This is a genomic window from Thiothrix subterranea, assembly GCF_016772315.1.
Classification (GTDB): domain Bacteria; phylum Pseudomonadota; class Gammaproteobacteria; order Thiotrichales; family Thiotrichaceae; genus Thiothrix; species Thiothrix subterranea.
The window spans coordinates 3,338,804-3,355,758 of the sequence record NZ_CP053482.1; the positions used below are offsets into that span (position 1 = coordinate 3,338,804).

The window sequence follows — 16,955 nt, forward strand, 5'->3', positions numbered from 1 at the left end:
CTTCATGATTTAGGTGATCGAACAAGAATATGGCCACATTTGCCAAGGAAATTATCCCGGTTAATCTCGAAGATGAAATGCGCCAGTCCTATTTGGACTACGCAATGAGTGTCATTGTTGGACGTGCGTTACCGGATGTGCGCGACGGTTTGAAGCCCGTCCACCGCCGCGTGTTGTTTGCGATGAGCGAACTCGGCAACGAATGGAACAAGCCCTACAAAAAATCCGCGCGTATCGTCGGTGACGTGATCGGTAAATACCACCCGCACGGTGATACCGCCGTGTACGACACAATGGTGCGGATGGCGCAACCGTTCTCGCTGCGCTACATGCTCGTGGATGGTCAAGGGAACTTTGGTTCTGTGGATGGCGATTCGCCTGCGGCGATGCGTTACACCGAAGTGCGCATGTCCAAAATTGCCCACGAATTGCAGATGGACATCGACAAAGAAACCGTCGATTTTGTCCCCAACTATGACGGCAACGAGAAAGAACCCAGCGTGTTTCCCACGCGCTTGCCCAACTTGCTGATCAACGGTTCATCCGGTATCGCGGTCGGGATGGCGACGAATATTCCCCCGCACAATCTCACCGAAACCGTGAATGCGTGCCTCGCGTTGCTGGCTGATCCCGATATGGACATCAGCGATTTGATGGAATACCTGCCGGGGCCTGATTTCCCCACCGCCGGTATTATCAATGGCGCACGCGGTATCCGCGACGCTTACCACACCGGCAAAGGGCGCATTTACGTCCGCGCCCGTGCCAATGTTGAAGTCGATGAACGCACGCACCGTGAAACCATCATCGTCACCGAGTTGCCGTATCAGGTGAACAAGGCGCGTTTGCTGGAAAAAATTGCCGATCTGGTCAAAGAGAAAAAGCTCGAAGGCATTTCCGAATTGCGCGACGAATCCGACAAAGACGGGATGCGCATGGTGATTGAACTCAAGCGCGGCGAATCCGGCGATGTGATCATCAATAACCTCTACAAGCAAACCCAGATGCAGAGCGTATTCGGCATCAATATGGTAGCGTTGATCGACGGTCAACCGCGTTTGCTGAACTTAAAAGACATACTGGCAGCCTTCCTGCGTCACCGCCGCGAAATCGTCACGCGCCGCACCATTTTTGAAGTACGCAAAGCCCGCGAACGCGCCCACATCCTCGAAGGTTTAGCGGTTGCGCTCTCCAATATCGACGACATTATTACCCTGATCAAATCCGCGCCTAGCCCTGCCGATGCCAAACTCGGTTTGGTGGCACGCGCTTGGAATGCAGGCATTGTCAGCGATATGTTGAGCCGTTCCGGTGCGGATACCTGCCGCCCAGACGATTTGCCTGAGCAATACGGTTTGCGCTCTGACGGTTATTGGCTCTCCGAAGTACAAGCCCAAGCAATTTTGGATTTGCGCTTGCACCGTCTGACAGGTTTGGAAAAAGACAAGATCATTGCCGAATACCGCGAATTGCTGGAAAAGATTGCCGATTTGCTGGAAATCCTCGGCAATCCTGACCGTTTGCTGCAAGTGATTCGTGATGAATTACTGTTGGTGCGCGATACCTACGGCGATGCGCGTCGTACCGAAATCAACGTGGTCGGCGAAGACCTGTGCATGGAAGACCTGATTGCTGACGAAGAAGTCATGGTCACGTTCTCGCACGCGGGTTACGCCAAAGCGCAAACGCTGGACACTTACCGTGCGCAAAAACGCGGCGGGCGCGGCAAAGCGGCGACAGCGATGAAAGACGAAGATTTCATCGAAAAGCTCTTCGTTGCCAGTATGCACGACACCTTGCTGTGCTTCTCCAGCCGTGGGCGCATGTATTGGCTGAAAGTTTACCAATTACCAATGGGCGGACGCGGCGCACGTGGCAAGCCAATGGTTAATTTGCTGCCGCTGGAAGAGGGCGAACGCATCAATGCAGTGCTGCCAATCCGCGAATACGCTGAAGACAAATACATCTTCATGGCAACCTCCGAAGGTACAGTTAAGAAAACGCCGTTGACTGATTTCTCGCGTCCACGCACGGCGGGCATTATCGCGGTGGACTTGCGCGACGGCGACCAATTGGTCGACGTGGCTGTGACCAACGGCGATAGCGAAGTCATGCTGTTCAGCACCTCCGGCAAAGCGATTCGTTTCCACGAATCCGATGTGAGGGCAATGGGACGGACGGCGGCAGGCGTGCGCGGTATCCGCATGGACGAGGGGCAGGAAGTCAACGCGCTGATCATTTTGGGCGAAGGCGAACTGCTGATTGCGACCGAAAACGGTTACGGCAAGCGCACCCGTGCAGAAGAATTCTCGCAGCAAGGGCGCGGCGGGCAAGGCGTGATTGCGATTCAAACCTCTGACCGCAACGGTAATGCGGTCGGTGCGGTGCAAGTGCGCGAAGATTGCCAGATTATGCTCATCACCGACGGCGGCACATTGGTGCGCACCCCAGTCGCTGACGTTTCCATCGTCGGGCGCAATACGCAGGGTGTGACCTTGATTCGCCTCAATGATGAGGAAAAGTTGGTGCAAATTGCGCCGATTTTGACCGATGTTACTGATGAAAATGCTGATGTCATTGAAGATGATGCTGATGTAGGTGGATCTGAATAAATGTCGGATGTTCTTTCTCTCCACGAAATTGCAAACTGGCAACTTGCCCCTGAAATGGGTGAAGTAAGAGCAGCGTTGCCTGCATTGCAGAGAGGATTTGTATGGAAGGTGCGACAAGTTGAAGAGTTATGGGATTCCATCATTCGGCGGTTTCCCATCGGTGCATTTTTATTGTCACCTTTCGATGAAAAACAAGGAAAGCAGCGTTTTAAGTATGAGCAAAAGCATGAACAAGTTGATGCTGTAACATTCACGCCTACTCATCATTTGCTGGATGGGCAACAACGCTCTACGGCAATTGCGCTTGGCTTTATGGATGTTTGGTCTGAGAGCAGTGATAGCGGAAGTGCTTTGTGGGTGGATATTGGTGAAGCACCTAAAAAGCGAGATGTTGAGTTTATTTTTCGTGTTTTAACTCGTTCCCATCCTTGGGGGTATAGTCGTGACGATTCCTCGAAAATTCTAACGACTCAGTATAGAAGAGAGGCTTTAGAAGCTTACCAACAAGCAACGCCCGCGTATAAAGATGCTCGAGTTGCTCAGATACCTTTATCTGTTGTTTGGCCTTGGGATGCTATTGCTCCGATTCCTTTTGCTTTTGTTATTGCTGCTGTTCGTGAAAGTTCAAGTGTGGAGCAAGCTAGGGAGTATTTAGAAAAGCAATTGAGATCGTTAAATTTCTTTGTATCATCGGATAAGTATAAAGAATTAGTGCAGGCGTTTGATGGAAGTAATCAATGCTTATCCAATAGACTTGATACTTTATTAATTAGGGTTTGGCATGTTTTTCAAGAGAAAAACTATCAAATCCCTATTCTGACGTTATCATTAGACGAGTTTTCATCAAAAGCTACTCTTAATCTTGCATCACAAGATAAGGCGAATGAGCCTGCGCCCGATGCTGTTGAGACATTATTTGTTAGAATTAATAGCAGCGGTACTCGCCTAGAGGGTGAGGAACTCATGTACTCACTTCTTAAGGCAAGCTGGTCAGAAGCTCCTAATTTTATTGATAAATTACAACATAAATTAGCGTTGCCATCCCGTATTGCTATTTTATGCGCTGGATTAGTATTAGCTCGTGAAACTGATCAAACGAAACTTCCTCCTTTTATTAGTAATGTTTCAGACTTCCGGCGTTTCATGCATGATGAGAAATATTTTTCGAAAATGCAGGCATTTATTGCGAATGATGCAGTAAAGATATTTGAATATGCTCACTCGTATCTAACAGGACATAATTTTGCGCTACCAGCGGTATTGGCTGCTGAACTTGCACAACGATCACCAGATGTATTTTTTCTGCTGCTTCGCTGGATTGATCGTATGCAGCAAGAAAAATTAGATATGCAGTTGAAAACTGATGATCATAAGAAAATGTTAGGGTTTCTAACAGCAATTTCATGGTTTGCAAAAGATAAAACACAAGTGGTTAGTCATTTGTGGCCTAAGTTGCAAGAAGCAAAAGCAAGTGACAGAGGCGGAATAAAATCGTTCTTCTCGAAAAGAAATTTCAAATCTGCATTTGAGCTTACAAATTCTGGTGACTATAGATTATTACCATTAATACCACCAGATGTATTAAGAGGTGCTTTTGAAAACAGGATTTTGTCTGGTGTACGCAACTATCCTGGAATCAAAGAAAAAGATAGCATCATATGGACTAAGGAGTGGAATTGGGATCGTTGGCTTTCAAACACAATGCCAATTCCTTTGAAAAATTGGTATGCAGATTCGTATAATGAAAGTTGGAAGCGCAGCGTAAATACCCAAAAAGAATTGTCGGGATGGTATTTAGAAGCATGGCAAGTATTTATTAATTCGTTATGGGATAATAAGTCAATTTTGCTATATTCTCAGCGAGTATCATTGAATCAATGGTTTCCTGATTTTGATCCTTCTCTGCCGGATAGCATGGAAGATACAAACCGTCCTTGGGATTATGATCACATCCATCCACACAGTTATCTAAAAAATCACAAGAAAATTCCACAACTGATTAAAGATTGGCATGGTTCTATTGGAAATTTTCGGGCGTGGCCTTTAGAGCTGAATCGATCTGATGGTGATTCAGCTCCGTCATCTAAGTTACAAAGGCACGAAGACAGAGAATCATCAGTTATCAATGATGAGATGTGGCCTTTCTGGGAAAAGTCTACTCCATTAGAGGATTTCCCTCATAGCTATCTTGCTGATCCTGATTGCCATAAGCAACGAGCAGCGTTAGTAGAAGCAATCATAAGACGTTTTGTTGCGCTATACGAAGAGTGGTACAAAACGCTGAAGATTGGAGAGTTAACTCGATAAAATACTATGTTTGATGTGTGTTTGTATTAATATTGCTATAGAATTTTGGGGAAAACGGAGGTTTGTATGCGCAAACAACGTATCGTTTACACTTCGCCGCTGGATGCACTAGTGGCAATCAGCAAGCGGTTGAGTTTGTATGAAGCCCAACAGCACATGGATTCGGAGACATTCGCTGATCGTTATCGTAAAGGAAACGTGTCAGATGATGCCGTTTTTGTTGAATGGTCAAACGACTATAAACATTACCTTGCATTGCACCAACAATTAGCGGGGTTGCTACGTGCGGCTGCATGAGTTACTCGAAGCATACCTAAATAAGGTAGAAGCGGCGGTTGCGGCATTGCCAGCGTATGCAGAAACTTATATAGAAGAAGTTTTGACCGCAGAGCGGGCGAATTTGGCGTTTCGTTTGCGTTTTAGTAATGGTTTTTTACTGGAAGTAAGTGCTGCTATGGTGGTGGAAGCAGACGGTCTTAAGACGCTAGGCTATCGTTATCATTGTCAGGATGCATCCAATATCATGCTGATCCGTTATGATGACACGCCACATTTTCGGAATTTATCAACATTTCCGCATCATAAACATATCAAAGATGCCGTTATTGCTCATAATGAACCTGATTTACTTGCTGTTTTACAAGAAGTTTCAGAACTTGAGCCTAACTAGAAATGCTATTAATTAGGGATAGGTATCCATGAGTAGAGTATTCAATTTCAGCGCAGGCCCTGCGGTATTGCCCGAAGCGGTTTTGGCGCAAGCGCAAGCGGAGATGTTGGACTGGAACGGCTGCGGCATGTCGGTGCTGGAAATGAGCCACCGCGAACAGCATTTCGCGTCGATTGCCGCGCAAGCCGAGGCGGATTTACGCGAATTGCTGGGCATTCCGAGCAATTACAAAGTGTTGTTTTTGCAGGGTGGGGCGTACAGCCAATTTTCGATGATTCCGATGAATTTATTGCGTGGTAAGACGCGCATGGATTACGTCGACACGGGCGACTGGTCGTCGAAAGCGATTGATGAAGCGCGGCGTTACGGCGACGTGAACGTGGTGGCATCGAGCAGCGCAGGCAATTACACCAGCATTCCTGATCAGGCAAGCTGGCAATGTGATCCGAACGCGGCGTATTTGCACTACACGCCGAATGAAACCATTCGCGGTGTTGAATTTGGTTTTGTGCCGGACGCGGGTGATGTGCCGTTAGTGGCGGATTTCTCGTCCACGATTTTGTCGCGTCCGATTGATGTCAGTCGTTTTGGGCTGATTTACGCGGGGGCGCAAAAGAACATCGGGCCTGCGGGTTTGACCATCGTGATTGTGCGTGAGGATTTACTGGGGCAAACCGTGCCGTGTACGCCAGTCATGTTTGATTACAAAGTGCAGGCGGATAATGGTTCGATGTATAATACGCCGCCAACTTACGCATGGTATTTGGCAGGTTTGGTGTTTAAGTGGTTGAAAGCGCAAGGTGGCTTGTCAGCAATGGCGGCGATCAATGAGCGCAAGGCCAACAAGTTGTATGCGGTAATTGACGCTTCAGATTTTTATCACTGCCCTGTTGACCTGACGTGCCGTTCATGGATGAATATACCGTTTACGCTGGCAAAGCCCGCCTTGGATAAGGCATTTGCTGCTGAAGCCGAACAAGCCGGATTGGTTTCCCTGAAAGGACACCGTTCGGTAGGTGGGATGCGTGCCAGCCTCTACAACGCCATGCCGGAAGCCGGTGTGGATGCTTTGATTCACTTCATGCAGGACTTCGCGCAACGCAATGGCTGATACCTTCAATTTGCAAGCAATCCGTGAGCGCATTGACGCGCTGGATACCCAAATTTTAGCCTTGCTCAACGAACGCGCACAATGTGCCGAGCAGGTGGCACACGCGAAGTTGGCGGAAGACCCGAACGCGACGTTTTACCGCCCCGAACGCGAGGCACAAATCCTCACGCGGATGCAGTCGTTGAATGCGGGCCCGTTGCGTGATGAACAGGTCACGCACTTGTTCCGCGAAGTCATTGCCTCATGTTTGGCGCTGGAAGAATCCATGCGCATTGCGTATCTGGGGCCAGCGGGGACGTTTACACAAGAAGCGACCTTCAAGCATTTTGGCATGAATGTCGGTACATTGCCGGTGGATTCCATTCCGCAAGTCTTCCGTGAAGTGGAAGCGGGCAGGGTACGCTACGGGGTTGTGCCGATTGAAAATTCTACTGAAGGCGTGATTACGCACACGTTGGATATGTTCATGCAGTCGGGTTTGCGGATTTGCGGGGAAATTTCTTTGCGCATCCACCAGAATTTGATGTGTCGGCATGAAAACTGGCAAGGCGTGCAAAAAGTGTATGCACACGCGCAATCGTTGGCGCAATGCCGTTATTGGCTGGATAAGCATTTGCCTCATGCTGAACGCATTCCGGTGAGCAGCAATGCGGAAGCGGCGCGTTTGGTATCCCATGATGATGGTGCTGCGGCGCTGGGAAGTCGGCAAGCTGCGCCGATTTACGGCTTGCACATTGTGCAGGACAGTATCGAAGATAATCCCAATAACACTACGCGCTTTTTGGTGATTGGGGATCAAGTTGTTACACCAAGCGGCAATGATCGCACGTCGTTGTTGGTTTCCACCCGCAATCGCCCCGGTTCGCTGTATCACTTGCTGAAACCCTTGGCGGAAAATGGCGTGGATATGACACGGATTGAATCGCGTCCGGCTCGCACCACCAATTGGGAATACTTTTTCTTCTTGGATGTGCGTGGGCATGAGCAAGACGCGGACATCAGCGGTGCATTGGCGGCGTTGCGTGACGAGGCGGAAGTGGTGCGGGTGTTAGGGTCTTATCCCGTCGCAGTGATGTAAAAATCAGCCATCCAGCGGGCAACCGCGTTGCTGTCGGTGCTGGCATTGGCTTGATTCAAATCCGCCAACGCTGGTGCAGCAATCTCATGGGGCAAGGGCGCATCATCCCGCAGCTCAATCAATGCGCGTTCAAACGCCAATGTAAATTCCGGGTGAGCTTGTACGCTGAAGGCTGATGTTCCATAGACCAACCCTGCATACGGGCAAAACGCTGATTGCAGGAACACCTGCGCTTGCGGCGGACATTCCATCACCTGATCCTGATGCATAGCATTGAGAGTGATGTCGGCGGGGGCTGTACCCATCCAAGGCAAGGATTGCACTACCTGATAGTGATGCCGCCCGACACCCCAGCCTTGCGGCGCTTTGGTCACTTTGCCGCCCAAGGCTTCCGCCATGATTTGATGCCCGAAACAAACGCCAATCAGCGGGACTTGTTCCTGTTGGATCTGGCGGATCAATACCTTTAACGGTTCTAGCCACGGTAAATCATCGTACACGCCATGCCGCGAGCCAGTGATTAGCCAGCCGTCACAGGCTTGCGGCGAATCTGGGAATTCGCCATCCATCACCGCAAATACCTGAAAGTGTAAATCAGCGCCGGTTTGCTCTAACAAGGCGGCAAACATGGTGGTATACGTCCCGTGTTCGGGGATCAGTTCATCCGGCGCACGTCCGGTTTCTAAAATACCGATTAACATGGGTAATCACCTATTGGCTGGTTTGCGTTGCAATGCTTGTGGATATGATGCCTTAATTTGCTTAACGGTTACAGATTCTGTGGTGCGTATTACCGAGAACCTTGATCTACGCCCTACACCCCCGCTTCGATAAGCGCTAAACTCTGTTTCTTTTCAGGCTGACCCCAAGCGGAGACAGGAATGCAGCAAGATGTGCAAGATTTATTGGCGTATGTGCCATCAGCGAGTGCCTTGCAAGGGCGGGTGATTTTGGTCACGGGCGCTGCCGCAGGCATGGGCAAAGCGATTGCCAGTGCGTGTGCGCAATACGGGGCAACCGTGGTGTTGCTCGATAAAGAAATGCGCCGCACCGAAGATACTTACGACGCTATCGTCAACGCTGGCTACCCCGAACCCGCTATTTACCCGCTGGATATGCAGGGCGCAACCGCTAAGGATTATTTCGATCTCACCGAAAACATCCGCGCACAATTAGGGCGTTTGGACGGTTTGATGCTGAATGCGGCATGGTTAGGTTCATTCACGCCGATTTCGCATTACGACACCGAATTGTGGTCGAAAATGATTATGGTGAATTTGCACGCGAATTTCTTGCTGACACATGCGTGTTTGCCATTATTGCAGGAGGCTGCTGACCCCGCGATTGTGTTTGCCAGCCATGCGTCGAATAAGGCATTTTACGGCGCATTCGGGGTGGCAAAAGCGGGAATGGCAGCGTTTTGCGATATTCTCGCGGCTGAACATGACGATGCGGCACATTTCATTCGTGTCAACACCGTGGATACTGGCGCGGCACGTACCAGTATGCGCACCTTGAATTTCCCCGGTGAAAACCCCAATAGCGTGGCTCGCCCCGAAGCCTTGGTTGCGCCGTATTTGTACTTTTTGGGTGCAGATGCGGGCAAACGCACGGGCGAACACGTGGTATTTGCACGGCAACCGGGCGATGCTCAGTGGGTCGGCGAGGCGAGTGCGACCTAATGCAACGTGATTCCATCTACGCACTTCCCCAAGGACAGGTCGTCGATTTCGCTTTTAATGAAGCAGTCGCGGATGTCTTTCCTGACATGATTCGCCGTTCGGTGCCGGGCTATGAAACCATTATTGCGTTATTGGGCGTGATTGCGCGGCGTTATGCGCAGCCGCACAGCCGCATTTATGATTTGGGTTGTTCCTTAGGGGCGTCAACTTTGTCGATGGCGGCGCAAGTGCGGGCGGAAGATCTTAGTTTTGTGTGCGTGGATAATTCTGCCGCGATGACGCGCCGTTGTGAGCAAATTTTGCAACGGCACTTACCCAGCGGACAGTTTCAGGTGGAGTGCGCGGATATTCAGGCGCTTACTTTGAGTAATGCGTCGGTAGTGGTGCTGAATTTCACGCTGCAATTTCTTAAGCCGGATGAACGCTTGGCGATGTTGCGTCATATTTATGAGGGTTTATTGCCGGGTGGCGTGCTGATTTTGTCAGAAAAGCTCCAGTTTGCGGATGCGGCGGAACAAGCACTGCTGACCGATATACATTTGGAATTCAAGCGTGCCAATGGTTATAGCGAACTCGAAATCAGCCAGAAACGTTCCGCGCTGGATCATGTGCTGATTCCTGACACGTTTGTGCAACACGTCGAGCGCTTGGAGGCTGCGGGTTTTACCCAAGTGGTGAACTGGTTTCAGGGCTTTAACTTTGCGTCATTGTTAGCGGTGAAAGCGTGAGCGCAATGCAGTCATTGTACCGTTTTTTGCAAGATTCGCGTCTCGCACCTTGGTTGAATAGCTTGCCCGCACAACTCGAAACCGCGTTGCAAGGTTCGCACGGCAAGTGGGAAGAATGGCAGGCGGCTTTGGTTGCCGCACCCGATTTACACACGCAACAGCTTGATTTGAATAGCAGTGCCATAACGCTTGGCACTGCTGCCGACATTGACTTAGCCTCCCGTGCGCAATTATCGACGTGTTTGCAAGCCCTGATTCCTTGGCGCAAAGGCCCCTATCACTTGTTCGGGATTGAGGTGGATACCGAATGGCGTTCCGATTGGAAGTGGGAGCGGGTGTTGCCGCATCTGAGTCCGTTGAGCGGGCGTTTGGTGTTGGATGTGGGTTGCGGGAGTGGCTATCACCTGTGGCGGATGCGCGGGGCGGGGGCTGAGGCGGTGATTGGCATTGACCCCACGTTGCTGTTTCTGACGCAATTTCAATTAATTAAGCGTTATGCTGGGGAACAGCCGGTCTGGATGTTGCCGCTGAAAAGCGAAGATTTGCCTGATTTGCGTCAAAAAGGCTTTGATACGGTATTTTCGATGGGCGTGTTGTATCACCGCCGCGATCCGTTGGGGCATTTGCAGGAATTGCGCCGCGCTCTGCGAGCCGGTGGCGAGTTGGTGCTGGAAACCTTGGTGGTGGCAGGTGACGAACATACCGTGCTAATGCCGCACGATCGTTACGCCAAAATGCGCAATGTGTGGTTCATTCCCTCGGTGGCATTATTGGAATTGTGGTTGAAACGGTTGGGATTCACCCATATTCGTGTGGTAGATGTGACAACAACCAGCACTCAAGAACAACGTTGTACGGCGTGGAGTAAAGGCGAATCGTTGGCGGACTTCCTTGATTCCCAAGATATTAGCCGCACTATAGAAGGATACCCCGCGCCGGTAAGAGCGACGCTTATCGCTAATACCCCCGCGTGATCTGTTCAAGGGAATATCACTAAATTACAATATGATTAAGCATTGAAATAAAGTGAGCCAAGTGGATACGTTATTGCACAAACCAGGGTTTATGTTCGCGATGGGTGATACCAATCGCTTGCAGCAACGCCTTGCCCGGCGAATGGGGCAGGCATACAAGCGCTTCCGCGACAGTTGGGGCGGCTTGTTGCTCGACCCGTATTTGCGCGATGGCGGAAATTATCGCTATCGGCGTTATTCGGTGTTTCATTGGCAACATAATGCCTTAACCGTATTGCCGCACGAGCCGCATTATCAAAGCAGCCATTACAACCGGGTACACGGTGGATTTAACCGCCATTTTCGCGGCTGGCTGCCCACGACCTTGGCGAATCCGGTGTTGAAGGAAGTGATTGGTTGGGCAACGCAACAATTTTCGCGCAGCCCTGCCGAGTTGTGGCGCATTCAAGCGCACCAGTTCCGCATTATTGCCCGCCCTGATCAACAGGGAAAACCGACTCCAGAAGGCATTCATAAGGATGGTGCGGAATACATCTTGATCATGATGATGGATCGCCACAATGTTCACGGCGGTGAGAGTCGCATTTATGACAATACCATGCGCCCCTTAGCGGAAGGCACGTTGGCGCAAGCGGGGGATTTGGTGTTGGTGAATGATCACGCGGTTTATCACGGCGTGACCGCGATTAGCCCCGCCGACCCAACCCAACCCGCTTGGCGGGATGTGTTGGTGTTGACGTTTCACAAAGCGCTGGTTTAGCGTTTAACCGGGGCCTTCAAAGTATTTCCAAGGGTATTGGAGGTCGTCTTTGATCGTGCTCCAATACAAATCACCGGAGTTGCGCCAAGGATCCAGCAAAATGCCGGTCGCAAAGGGTTTACCTTTGGCGGTGACGATCAGGGTGCTGTGTTCGCGCCAAGGATTGCCTTTGTAAGCAACACCCCAATACAGGTCGAACGTTTTGAGGTCTTTGGTACGCATCCGCGCCCGCATCGCTCGCGCCCAGTCCACGCACAAACCTGCTTTGCGCTGCTTGGAATTGCGCAAGGTGTTGTGGAAAACGGGCGGCCAAGTCAAGCCCCAGTCATTCGCCAGATACATCGGGTACACAAACGCATCGTGCGCGACAGACTTTGCTTCACGCGTGTCAATAATGGCAGGGTCAAGTGCAATCAGCGCTTGCGCGAGTTCATCAATGCGCTGTTTCATCTTCGGTGTCAGGGTTTGCAGGCGCGGGCTGCCATCCGGGGCGATGGTTACATTGTCGTATTGCACGGCACAGCCACTCACGGCAAACAAGACCAGCAGTAAGCCTACCAGTCGTTTCATCTCAACCATTAATCACATTTCCTTCTTAAAATACATCAGGTAATTGACATCCACATCCTTGCCCAGACGATAACTCTGGAACAGCGGATTGTATGTCATGCCCGCGATATTCCGCAGCTCCAAGCCGACAGAACGCGCCCAGCGTTCGAGTTCGGAGGGCTTGATGAATTTGGCGTATTCGTGCGTGCCTTTGGGGAGCATATTCATCACGTATTCCGCGCCGATAATCGCTAACGCAAACGCTTTGGGGTTACGGTTGAGGGTGGAAAAGAAGACGTCGCCACCGGGTTTCACCAGTGCGGCACAGGCGGCAATCACCGATGCAGGGTCGGGGACGTGTTCCAGCATTTCCATGCAGGTCACGACATCGAATTGCTCAGGGGCTTCAGCAGCGATGGCTTCGGCACTGATTTGGCGGTAAGTCACTTCAACTTGGGATTCCAGCGCGTGTAATTCGGCGACTTCCAGCGGGGTTGCGCCCATGTCGATGCCGGTAACAGTCGCGCCACGGCGTGCCATGCTTTCGGCAAGAATGCCGCCGCCGCAGCCGATGTCGATGACGTTTTTGCCTTGCAAATGCGCGTGATCGTCAATGTAGTTGAGGCGCAACGGGTTGATGTCGTGCAGCGGTTTGAATTCGCTGTCACGATCCCACCAGCGCCAGGCGAGGTCTTCAAACTTGCGGATTTCGTTGGGGTCAACGTTTTGTGTCGGGTTGGTCATGGGGTTGCTCCAATTTTTTGTTGCCAGTGCCGCGCTTTGGCGATGAGGGCGCTGCTGTCTAGCGTGGTCAGTTGGCGGTTTTCCAACAGGGCTTTGCCTGCTACCCATGCATGGGTGACTTGTTCACGGCTGGTGCAATAGACCAAATGTGACACGGGGTCATACAGGGGGCTGGCTTCCAGTGTACCAAGATCAACCGCAATCATGTCAGCGAATTTGCCGACTTCCAGCGAACCGATTTCGCTATCCAACCCTAAGGCACGTGCGCCATTGATGGTTGCCATGCGCAAGACTTGTGCCGCTGGGATTAAGCTGGCATCTTGCGCCACGGCTTTAGCGAGCAGGGCAGCGGTACGCATTTCGCCGAACATGTCCAGATCGTTATTGCTGGCATTGCCATCCGTGCCGAGAGCGACATTAACCCCAGCGGCAGTGAGTTTAGCGATGGGGCAGAAACCGCTGGCAAGTTTCAAATTCGATTCGGGGCAGTGAATAACGTGCGTGCCGGTTTGTGCGAGCAGGGCAATCTCAGCATCGGTCAATTGCGTCATGTGGACGGCAAGAAAGTGTTGGTCGAGCAAGCCAAGTTGCGCAAGTCGGGCGAGGGGGCGCATTCCGCTTTGTTCGATGGCTTGCTGCACTTCAAACGCGGTTTCGTGCACGTGCATGTGGATGGGGAGCGCGTGTTCGCCCGCCAGATGCCGCACTTGTTGCAAGGGGTCATTAGACACGGTATACGGTGCGTGTGGGGCGAATGCCGTGGTAAGCAACGGATTTGCCTGCAATTGCTCATGCAAGGCCAAGCCTTTTTGAATGTATTCTGCTGCACCACTGCCCCAGCGGGTCGGGAAGTCGATCATGATCATGCCAATACATGCCCGAATGCCACTTTCCATGACGGCTTGTGCGGTGGCTTCGGGGAAGAAGTACATGTCATTGAAACACGTTGTGCCGGAACGCAGCATTTCGGCAATGGCTAACTGGCTGCCGTCATACACGAATTCTGCATCCACCCATTGCGCTTCCGCAGGCCAGATGTGGTGTTGCAACCAGTCCATTAAGGGTAAATCGTCCGCCAAACCTTTCAGCAGCGACATTGCGACGTGAGTATGCGCATTGACAAACCCCGGTAATACAGCCTGTTGTGGTAACGCTACAGTCTGTCGGGGTATATAGCGTTTTTCTGCTTCAGAAGTGGGCATGATTGCCACAATCCTGCTATTATCTATCGCTATAGTGTGGTGTCGCAAAACCTGATTACCCGAATCGACGGTAATAATCCATTCAGGTGTAATGAGTAAATCAATTTCCATTGCCATAATGTGCCATTGGGTGTTGTAAGATTGCCACGGTAGAGTAACCTATTTATGCTGAAAATCATCATGAGTCAACACGATTCGATCCGTGCCGTAGAGTGGAAAGACAATCATCTGGTGCTGCTTGACCAGCGCAAACTGCCGCATAACGAGCAGTTCGTGCCGTTATACAGCGCGGAAGATACTGCCGACGCTATTCGTAACATGGTGGTACGCGGTGCGCCCGCCATCGGGATTGCCGCAGCCTATGCCGCAGCAATGGCAGCACGCAAATGTTACAAGCAATACCCGCAAGATTGGCGCAAGCGTTTGAGCGTTGAAATTGACCTATTGCAAAATTCCCGCCCAACTGCTGTGAATCTCATGTGGGCATTAAAGCGCATGTGCGATTTAGCCGATGCCGTGGATGGCGACCCGGAAGAGCCGTTATTGGCATTAGCACAGCAGATTCATCAAGATGACATTAACGCCAATTACCGCATGGGAGAATTAGGCAGTGCCTTGATTCAACCGTCGCACGGGGTTTTAACCCATTGCAATACCGGATCACTGGCGACAGGCGGTTACGGCACTGCGTTGGGCGTGATTCGCAGCGCTTACAGCAGCGGCAAAATCGAACACGTGTATGCCGATGAAACCCGCCCTTGGTGGCAAGGTTCACGTCTGACCGCATGGGAATTGGTCAAAGATAAAATCCCCGCGCATTTGTTGTGCGACGGTGCGGCGGCGCATTTGATGAAATTGGGAAAAGTGTCGTGGGTTATCGTCGGTTCAGACCGGATTGCGGCGAACGGTGATGTGGCGAATAAAATTGGCACTTACAGCCTCGCGGTGAATGCCCGTTATCACGGAGTGAAGTTCATGGTGGTTGCCCCGACCAGCACCATTGATCTAGCGACCTTGAGTGGTAACGACATTCCCATTGAAGAGCGTTCGCAAGATGAAGTTTTGAACGTGAATAACCAGCGGATCGCCGCACAATACACTCAGGCATGGAATCCGGCATTTGATGTGACACCCGCCGCCTTAGTCGATGCGCTAGTCACCGAAAAAGGCGTGATTGAAAACCCCACGGCTGAAAAAATCGCTTCACTGATGGCGTCGTAATGACCAATATCCTCATCCGCATCACCCACCCGTAGAGACGCAAGATTTTGCGTCTCTACTAATACAATCGTTGGTGCAAGCAACGGTTTAGACGCTGCATATCGGTGTCCAGCCCGTAACGTTGCTGCCATTCGCGTTGTTGAAACGGGCGTTCGCTCACCGGCAAGGTTGCGCATTCATGCGTTTTGCCGCTCACGGTTTTTAGCGACAAAATGCTGACCGGCTGCTCGAAATAGCGCTTGTACAAGTGCGCGGGTAAGCGCTGCTTGAGTAACGGTTCTTCCGGCAAAGTTTGCTCGCTGAGTTCAAGGTGCAGCAATTGCTTGTATGGGTAGAACTCTTGTTGCTCAAACAGAAATTGCTTGGCTACGCGGTCAAAATACCCTTGCCGCATCACTAACCCCTGTTGCGTTAAAATCCAAATGTGCAGGTATTGCACGCGGTATAAGCTGTGTCCTTTGCGCCCGTGCGGGTCATCTTGCAGGGCGATCAGCGGAATATGCGCCTCATCCAACAAAGTGTGTTTGATAATGCTGTGTTGCTGCGCGGCTAATGGCAATTGCAGATACCCCCAACTTTCGGTAATAAAGCCTTCCCAACGTTGTTGTTGCAAGGTCGTGGCTAAATCAGCGCATTCTGAAGGCGGCAGTACTTGCCGCAAGGTGTTTTGAAACAATTCTTGCACGGCTTGGCGATAATCCGCGTGCAATTGCGCCAAACCGGTTGGTGGCGGCAGGCTTTCAAGCTGATGCGCGATGCCTTCTTTTTGCACATCCAAAGCTTGCATTTTATCGAGGTGTTGCTGCAAAGCGTGTTGGGTTGTTTTGATATTGCGTTCCGACACCCACCAATACCACGCTAATGCGAAGATAGGCAACGCGGGCAAGAGGAAATGCCCACGCATCACCAGCAAAATAATGATGATGAATGTTGCGGAAAATAAAACCAGACGCGGCGAATTCAGCGCAAACAGCCGCTGTTTGAGCGCGGCAAGCTGGGTATCCATTTGTTGCTGGTAAGCAATTTGCGGCAATTTCCACGGATCAGCATCGTAGAAAAAACTCCAGCGTTCACAATAGGCTTCTTCCGAACCCGTACCCAGTAATTCCTTGGCATCGTGATTGCCGCACGCATGGTTGGAAAAAATCGGATAGGTCAGCACTTCATGGTTGAAATGCTGGTATTCAAGCTTGATCTCATCTGCTTGCTTCGCCGCTTCCTGTTGCTTGCATTGTTCTTGAAATTCTCGCAGCATGTAATGGCTCATTGCCATGCTCTGGTATTCGTTGTTAGTCATTATTTAGCCCTTTGGATATT

At 51.0% G+C, this 16,955-nt stretch carries 16 protein-coding genes; 11 read left to right on the forward strand and 5 right to left on the reverse strand.

Going from position 1 to position 16,955, the window contains the following annotated elements; genetic code table 11:
* The first annotated feature begins 29 nt into the window (after positions 1 to 29).
* The 6 genes from gyrA (at position 30) to pheA (ending at position 7,778) form a co-directional block, all read left to right on the forward strand.
* Positions 30 to 2,612 (forward strand): DNA gyrase subunit A, encoded by a 2,583-nt coding sequence (gyrA, locus tag HMY34_RS16515; RefSeq protein WP_202716532.1) that lies wholly within the window; start codon positions 30 to 32, stop codon positions 2,610 to 2,612.
* On the forward strand, positions 2,613 to 4,919 hold the full coding sequence (locus HMY34_RS16520) for a DUF262 domain-containing protein (protein ID WP_202716533.1): 2,307 nt from the start codon (positions 2,613 to 2,615) through the stop codon (positions 4,917 to 4,919).
* A 66-nt stretch (positions 4,920 to 4,985) separates the two neighbouring features.
* On the forward strand, positions 4,986 to 5,216 hold the full coding sequence (gene tumA, locus HMY34_RS16525; protein WP_202716534.1) for an antitoxin TumA: 231 nt from the start codon (positions 4,986 to 4,988) through the stop codon (positions 5,214 to 5,216).
* The gene (tumE, locus tag HMY34_RS16530) at positions 5,203 to 5,589 is read left to right on the forward strand and encodes a toxin TumE (RefSeq protein WP_202716535.1); all 387 of its coding nucleotides are present in this window, start codon (positions 5,203 to 5,205) and stop codon (positions 5,587 to 5,589) included. The genes tumA and tumE overlap by 14 nt, the downstream gene beginning before the upstream one ends.
* Before the next feature lie 28 nt (positions 5,590 to 5,617).
* Positions 5,618 to 6,700: a 3-phosphoserine/phosphohydroxythreonine transaminase gene (gene serC, locus HMY34_RS16535; protein WP_202716536.1), complete on the forward strand. Its 1,083-nt coding sequence runs from the start codon at positions 5,618 to 5,620 to the stop codon at positions 6,698 to 6,700.
* The gene (gene pheA, locus HMY34_RS16540; RefSeq protein ID WP_202716537.1) at positions 6,693 to 7,778 is read left to right on the forward strand and encodes a prephenate dehydratase; all 1,086 of its coding nucleotides are present in this window, start codon (positions 6,693 to 6,695) and stop codon (positions 7,776 to 7,778) included. The genes serC and pheA overlap by 8 nt, the downstream gene beginning before the upstream one ends.
* Here pheA and HMY34_RS16545 read toward each other — a convergent pair.
* On the reverse strand, positions 7,757 to 8,479 hold the full coding sequence (locus HMY34_RS16545) for a glutamine amidotransferase-related protein (RefSeq protein WP_202716538.1): 723 nt from the start codon (positions 8,477 to 8,479) through the stop codon (positions 7,757 to 7,759). The genes pheA and HMY34_RS16545 overlap by 22 nt on opposite strands.
* 180 nt (positions 8,480 to 8,659) lie before the next feature.
* On the opposite strand from HMY34_RS16545, the gene HMY34_RS16550 reads away from it, so the two are divergent.
* From HMY34_RS16550 to HMY34_RS16565, 4 genes are read left to right on the forward strand one after another with little or no spacing between them, the layout of a single operon-like run.
* Positions 8,660 to 9,460 (forward strand): SDR family NAD(P)-dependent oxidoreductase, encoded by an 801-nt coding sequence (locus HMY34_RS16550; protein ID WP_202716539.1) that lies wholly within the window; start codon positions 8,660 to 8,662, stop codon positions 9,458 to 9,460.
* Positions 9,460 to 10,188, forward strand: coding sequence for a carboxy-S-adenosyl-L-methionine synthase CmoA (gene cmoA / locus HMY34_RS16555; protein ID WP_202716540.1), 729 nt, complete (start codon positions 9,460 to 9,462; stop codon positions 10,186 to 10,188). Before HMY34_RS16550 ends, cmoA begins: the two co-directional genes overlap by 1 nt.
* Positions 10,189 to 10,193: 5 nt before the next feature.
* The gene (gene cmoB, locus HMY34_RS16560; RefSeq protein ID WP_202716541.1) at positions 10,194 to 11,162 is read left to right on the forward strand and encodes a tRNA 5-methoxyuridine(34)/uridine 5-oxyacetic acid(34) synthase CmoB; all 969 of its coding nucleotides are present in this window, start codon (positions 10,194 to 10,196) and stop codon (positions 11,160 to 11,162) included.
* 52 nt (positions 11,163 to 11,214) lie between these two features.
* Positions 11,215 to 11,922 carry a 2OG-Fe dioxygenase family protein gene (locus HMY34_RS16565; RefSeq protein ID WP_228287893.1) on the forward strand — a complete coding sequence of 236 codons (708 nt, stop codon included), beginning with the start codon at positions 11,215 to 11,217 and terminating at the stop codon, positions 11,920 to 11,922.
* 3 nt (positions 11,923 to 11,925) lie between these two features.
* Here HMY34_RS16565 and HMY34_RS16570 read toward each other — a convergent pair whose 3' ends face one another.
* From HMY34_RS16570 to HMY34_RS16580, 3 genes are read right to left on the reverse strand one after another with little or no spacing between them, the layout of a single operon-like run.
* The gene (locus tag HMY34_RS16570) at positions 11,926 to 12,501 is read right to left on the reverse strand and encodes a hypothetical protein (protein ID WP_202716542.1); all 576 of its coding nucleotides are present in this window, start codon (positions 12,499 to 12,501) and stop codon (positions 11,926 to 11,928) included.
* Positions 12,502 to 12,504: 3 nt separating this feature from the next.
* A complete protein-coding gene (gene ubiG / locus HMY34_RS16575) occupies positions 12,505 to 13,215 on the reverse strand; it encodes a bifunctional 2-polyprenyl-6-hydroxyphenol methylase/3-demethylubiquinol 3-O-methyltransferase UbiG (RefSeq protein ID WP_202716543.1) in 711 nt (236 codons plus the stop codon).
* Positions 13,212 to 14,528, reverse strand: coding sequence for a TRZ/ATZ family hydrolase (locus HMY34_RS16580; RefSeq protein ID WP_202719227.1), 1,317 nt, complete (start codon positions 14,526 to 14,528; stop codon positions 13,212 to 13,214). Before HMY34_RS16580 ends, ubiG begins: the two co-directional genes overlap by 4 nt.
* Before the next feature lie 54 nt (positions 14,529 to 14,582).
* Between HMY34_RS16580 and mtnA the strand changes: the two genes are divergently transcribed.
* Entirely contained in the window at positions 14,583 to 15,638 is a 1,056-nt protein-coding gene (mtnA, locus tag HMY34_RS16585; RefSeq protein WP_202716544.1) for an S-methyl-5-thioribose-1-phosphate isomerase, read from the forward strand.
* A gap of 58 nt (positions 15,639 to 15,696) precedes the next feature.
* Here mtnA and HMY34_RS16590 read toward each other — a convergent pair whose 3' ends face one another.
* Complete coding sequence (locus tag HMY34_RS16590; protein WP_202716545.1) at positions 15,697 to 16,935, reverse strand: hypothetical protein; 1,239 nt, start codon at positions 16,933 to 16,935, stop codon at positions 15,697 to 15,699.
* Positions 16,936 to 16,955 lie beyond the last annotated feature (20 nt).